The sequence below is a fragment of the Candidatus Methylomirabilota bacterium genome, assembly GCA_027293415.1.
Lineage (GTDB): Bacteria > Methylomirabilota > Methylomirabilia > Methylomirabilales > CSP1-5 > CSP1-5.
The window spans coordinates 1-4,855 of sequence record JAPUFX010000156.1 but is presented as its reverse complement, the minus strand read 5'-3'; the positions used below and the strand labels follow the sequence as shown (position 1 = coordinate 4,855).

Annotated in this window: 3 protein-coding genes; 2 read left to right on the top strand and 1 reads right to left on the bottom strand. The window is 55.6% G+C overall.

From position 1 onward, the window contains the following. Together O6929_11105 and O6929_11100 are read left to right on the top strand one after the other, a co-directional pair. Positions 1–299 (top strand): type II toxin-antitoxin system RelE/ParE family toxin (locus O6929_11105; GenBank protein MCZ6480935.1); only part of this gene is annotated, 299 nt, incomplete at its 5' end. Positions 300–1,554: 1,255 nt separating this feature from the next. Next, positions 1,555–2,805 (top strand): hypothetical protein, encoded by a 1,251-nt coding sequence (locus tag O6929_11100; protein MCZ6480934.1) that lies wholly within the window; start codon positions 1,555–1,557, stop codon positions 2,803–2,805. 1,232 nt (positions 2,806–4,037) lie between these two features. On the opposite strand, the gene O6929_11095 is transcribed toward O6929_11100, so the two are convergent. Next, the coding region (locus tag O6929_11095; protein MCZ6480933.1) for a hypothetical protein at positions 4,038–4,855 on the bottom strand (818 nt) is incomplete at its 5' end.

The following is a 4,855-nucleotide window of genomic DNA, read 5'->3' as shown; positions in this document are numbered from 1 at the left end:
TGATCCGACACCGCATTGAGACGTCGCAAGCGGTTCGGGATCTCGTCCCCCACCTTCCCCCACAGCTGAAACGAAAAGTAAAAGCAGCGCTAAGATCCATTGCCGATGATCCCTATCGGGCGAAGGAGCTTAAGGAAGAGTTGACCGGTTTGAGAAGTCGCCGGATAGCAAAAGCCAGAATCATCTACCGCATCAAAGGCTCCGTAGTGGAAATCGTCGCTTTTGGACCTCGCGCCGATATCTATGAGCGCGTCGCTATCGAACTCAGCAAGGGCTTGAGACAAGGTCAACGAAAATAAGGAGTTTTTTTCTTTTTCCACTTGGCTTCGATTCCGGGGACATAATACAAATTTTCTTGCCTCCCAGGGAACAGCCTAGAAATGGTGCCAGGAACCTTTTTGATGCGTCAATGGGGTCAGGGGCTCAGGCAGACCTTTTTGATCTTTTGGGCCGTCGCCCTTCGCTGAGATATTTAAAGAAGTCTTTTCACGTAACCCACAGGATAGCCTCGGACCGCTGTGTATCTCCCCGCAGCCATAAAGGCAGCTGCCACTAACTGATCACCAGACAATATTCGGCTACGCTGATGCCAGGCTCGCCAGTTGCTTCTTGGAGATCCACCGCCTGTGCTGAGTAGGCCCGAAGGGCAGTATCGAAGGACTAAGAACCGAGGACGGCGCGATATGACTCAGCGCTTCTATCGTATGGACGGCTTTCCGTCATAAAAGACCCCTTATCCCCACCCTGCAGCAGAGAAGGTTGGTCGACGGGGAAACGGCTCTAAGGAGCCGCGATAGTTGAGTCATTACATCAGTGAAGAGGAATACAGCACCGTAAAATTATTGCTGGAGGCAAGAAGATGACCGTAAAATCTTTGCGTATTCCAGAGGACATCGAGACAGCCATCGAGTATGTGGCCAGGTCTTACGGCCACGCAAGCTCACTCTTGGGGAAGCCGCAAGACTTCTAAAACTTCCTCTCTCCGAGACAATAGACGTTCTGTCGGAAACGGGAGTTAAGGGCAACGTTCGAACCAGTGAAGTTTTGGAGAGCCTGAGAGTGACCAGATGACTGGTGTTGGACGGGACGGGGGTGTATCCGCATGTCATTGTTGGAGAGAGACGGAATCGAGCCCGGAATTTCCGAAAATAAAGATCGCCCAGGTTCATGCCGCGAATGACGATCAATGTCCCATCAAACAGGCCGAGGATCCCGGCGAGATCTGGGGCGTAGAACTGGTAACGTTCAAGAAGGGCGGACATGGGTTGGGCAAGGACGGGGGCCCTTCAAAAAAACTGGCTAAGGTCGTCCGGGAAATATGGCATCCTTCGCCCGAAGCCTGACGTTGCTGCCCGAACTCATAATGGCAGAACCGTTTGGATGTTCAGGCCAGAGCCCGCGCACGCCATCCTTTACAAGACCCGCGCGGGCAGGGTACGATCGCCATCGAGATGCGACGAGCTCGCGATCGTGGCGGTGGGGTAAACCGTCCCTTCATCCATGCCGGGGCTCGGGCGACGGGTCATGAGAGAGAGGCCATTGGATTGATCGACGATGCGCGAGCAGATGAGGAATAAGGCAACGAGTCGTCTAACGGAGCTCGTTCGAGCGGCCGACGCCGCAGTCCTGGGGCAGTTGGTCGAGCGACTGACCGGCACGCGCCCAGATGTCCGGCGTGAATGCCTGGGGTTTCTGCAGAAACGTGTGGTTTTGGCTTCCCAGTCCGACACCGAAGCTGCAGTGCTGTTTGCGCTTTGGGAGGAGCTGGAGCCGGATCTCGCCGAATTGGACGAGTACGGCGGTGGGGGTCACGACACGGAAGATCACGTGGGAGAGCTGCTGTACGAGCTGTCCACAAAATTGAAACGGACCCGCATCGCCGGGGATGATCGCCGGTCGCTGCTGGAGGAGGTGTTGCCGTATATCCGGAGCGGCAACGCGGGCATGGACGATGCCCTTTACGACGTAGCTTACGCTGCTTGCCGGGACAATGAAGACCTGCGCTACTTCGCCCAACGTTTGGAGAAGCTGGGGAAGGACTGGCCTCTAGACCATGCACGACGGATCTACCGCAAGATCGGCGACCGGGAAAAGTATCTGGCCCTGCGTTCCCGCAGGATGGAGTATGGGGCCGACTATCACGACCTAGCAACCTTTTACTGGGAACAGGGCAACCGGGAACAGGCGTTGGCGGTTGCCCGGGAAGGCATGCGCAAGGGCAAAGGCCGGATGGATGAGCTCCGCGCCTTCCTGGCTGAGCGGGCCAAAATATCCGGGGACCGGCAGGGTTACCTTGAACTCCAGTTCGAGCAGGCTACCGAGGGATTGACGCTCGCGAGTTACCAATTTTTCAGGAAGCTCTGCCGAGCTGAGGAATGGAGAGTGTTTGAGTCCCGCATGGTCGCCGCCACGGCGCGAGCCTGGCCGGAAGAGCGGCTCAAGATCTACATGCATCGCAGGGAATACGACCAGGCGGTCCGCATCCTGTCCACCATGCCTTATCCCGATAGCCGTTATGGCGGCGACGATCCTCTCAAGATCGCTGCTCAGTTGGAGGAGGGGTACCCGGACCAGGTGCTGGCCTTCTACATGTCTGGTCTGGGAAACCTGAATCAGAACGCCCAGCGCGAAACCTACGCGCACAAGGCAAGGGTTGCTCAGAAGGTCCACCACATGTGGCTCGATATGCTCAAGAGACCGGACAAGTGGCAGGCATGGGCGAAGCGGATCAAAACGCTCAACTCGAAACGCCCCGCCTTCCAGGAGGAGTTCGCCAAGGTTGTTCTTGACTGGAACACCTTGTAGGTCCCTTCGGGCGTGACCCCCTGGGAAGGGATCTGACCATGTCCCATATCTTTTTGACTGGACACGGGGGTTGGGAAAGGCGGTTTTCGTGTGCAGGGGATGCGTTCTTCCCTCCGTCGTTCCCGCGCAGGCGGGAACCCAGCACCCTATCCTGGATTCCCGCTTTCGCGGGAATGACAGATCGGGCCCGAGTGAGGCCTCGACGATGCTTCTCACAGGCTTCGGCGACGGCGTCTTTTCAACAACTTACAGGAATCCGTTCCACACCCACCGTGTCCAGCCCAGGCTTATGGGTAAAGATCAGGGGAAGGGATGGAGAGGAAACCGTGTCACTCGTACTTGAGTGGGCGTTTCAGCACAGCGAAGAACTGCCGGAGAACTGGAAGCGAGCGGAGCGGAGGGAAGAGCTTCACAAGATTGAACCCCTTGTTTGAGCGGAGTTACTTCACAACCGTCTATCGAAACTCCGGTACTGAATGGCCTCGGAGACATGGGCGGGTTGGCGTGTAGGGTCAGGGCTTTCGTTTATAGCACTGCAACAGCCCTGTTACGACCCACCCACTTGCCCTCGCTCAATCTTGGCTTGGATCTGTGAGATCCTCCCCCCAACGATACCCCCAGCGCGTTCATCCCACTGTGAAGTGTCATGTTTGCTCAATTGTGCAAATCTGCAAATATCACCGCGAAGGTAAAGTCGAATCAAGATTTTAAAGGGGTCGGGAGTCTTTTCACGTAACCGACAGCATGACCTCAGAGTGCCGTCTATCTCCCCGCGGCCATGAAGCCTCCACGGGCGTAAGCCCGTAGTCCCTTCATTTCTTCGGCGAAATCCACCGAAGCACCTTCCTTCGCTCTTCGAGCTTCGGAGGGTCCGCCGATCCCATTCATCCACGGCCTTACGGCCCTGGCCTTCTGCGAAGGCGGATAAAAGCAGAGGCCACAGATCGACCACCAGGCAGTATTCGGCAACGCGGATGCCAGGCTCGCTCGTGGCTTCTTGGAGATCCACCGCCTGGCCTGAGTAGGCCCGTAGGGGCGTATCGAAGGGCTGAGAATGCAAGCATGGTGCGACATGACCCACTGCTTCTATCGTATGGATGGCTTCCCCGTCGTAAAAGACTTCCGACCCCTCATCTCGCCCTACACTCAGTGTTGACCACCGCTATCAAAGTCTTCAACCACTACGACGGCAAAGTCATGTATTGAACCTTTACGAGGTGTGATTGCCCCCATCAACGGCGTCTACGATGTGCCGCAGCCACGTCTGTAGGCTTTAATGGCAAGAGTTGTTGTTGAAAGTGTGCAACGGCCCGTGTATCGGAAGGCCTAGCTTCGGTTGAGGGGGCATAAAGCATTGCCATCTGGCGCACCACAAACGTGAGATGGTGATTTACTCCCGCGGCAATCCATGTCGTCGGGGTGCCAGGGTTCTTTCTCTTCAATGGCCGTTCGAAGATGTATCGATCTCCATAGCTGAACTCGGCGCCACAATATTCCTGACGTTGCATTAGCAATTCTGCGTTTGCAGGATACTGACCGTAGCCAGCTCCTCCCTTGTTCCAAAGACCCTCGCCCCGCATGATCACCCAATAATCATCAGTTGTATATCTAATACTGGCGCTGATGTTCATCCCCGGAAAATTGGGACGTACGAAGGGATGTAAAATAGCATAATCCCCAAACAGCGGGATTCGGGAAGTACGGCGGCTCCCAGCGATGCCTTTCCACAACTGCCATTCAACCCGAGGAACCAGGTGTTCACCCACCTGCAGATGCGATAAATCTGGGGGTAAAGAGCCGCCTGTTAAGGTCACGGTGTTCCAAGCACTGAGGTGTGGTAATCTCTCATAGAGCACCAGGTAGGTCGAGGTCTCATGGTTCACCAACTGCAGGTCCATCAAAAGATGTACAGAGCTAGGTGACAAGTTAGCCTTGGACAAGAGTGCTTCAATTCTTCCACTTATAGCATCTCCTTCAAAATCTTTGACACATACCCGTAGGCACATTGCTTGAGTAGATTGTACTGCCTTACAGATAGCCTCCCCGTATG